The 538-nt window shown below is 44.6% G+C and carries 1 protein-coding gene; it reads left to right on the forward strand.

The window, feature by feature from the left end; translation table 11 throughout:
- The coding region (tsf, locus tag R7R24_RS29930) for a translation elongation factor Ts (protein WP_318120617.1) at positions 1-413 on the forward strand (413 nt) is incomplete at its 5' end.
- Between the last annotated feature and the right edge of the window lie 125 nt (positions 414-538).

A 538-nucleotide genomic window follows, 5' to 3' on the forward strand; every position in this document is an offset into this window, starting at 1 on the left:
ACCGTCACGGTGAGAAAATCGGTGTAGTTGTTGCTGGTGAAGGCGACGCAGAAACTCTTAAGCACGTTGCAATGCACGTTGCTGCTTCTAAGCCAGAGTACGTAAACCCAGAAGACGTACCAGCTGACGTAGTTGCTAAAGAGAAAGAAGTTCAAGTTGAAATCGCTATGAACGAAGGCAAGCCTGCTGAGATCGCTGAGAAGATGGTTGTTGGCCGCATGAAGAAATTCACAGGCGAAATCTCTCTAACTGGTCAAGCATTCATCATGGAACCTAAGAAAACTGTAGGTGAAATGCTGAAAGAAAAAGGTGCTTCAGTTGCTACATTCGTTCGCCTAGAAGTTGGTGAAGGTATCGAGAAAGCAGAAGGCCTAAGCTTCGCTGAAGAAGTAGCACTAGCTCAAAAAGGTTAATCCTTAGAGACTTGTGCAAAGATTAGACCGTGGCCTTGGCTGCGGTCTTTTTATGAGCAGTAGACGATTAGCCGTGATGAATAACCATAAGCAAGCTTGTGATTATTCATGACTGTTAATAGATC

The sequence above is a fragment of the Vibrio sp. 704 genome (assembly GCF_033339295.1).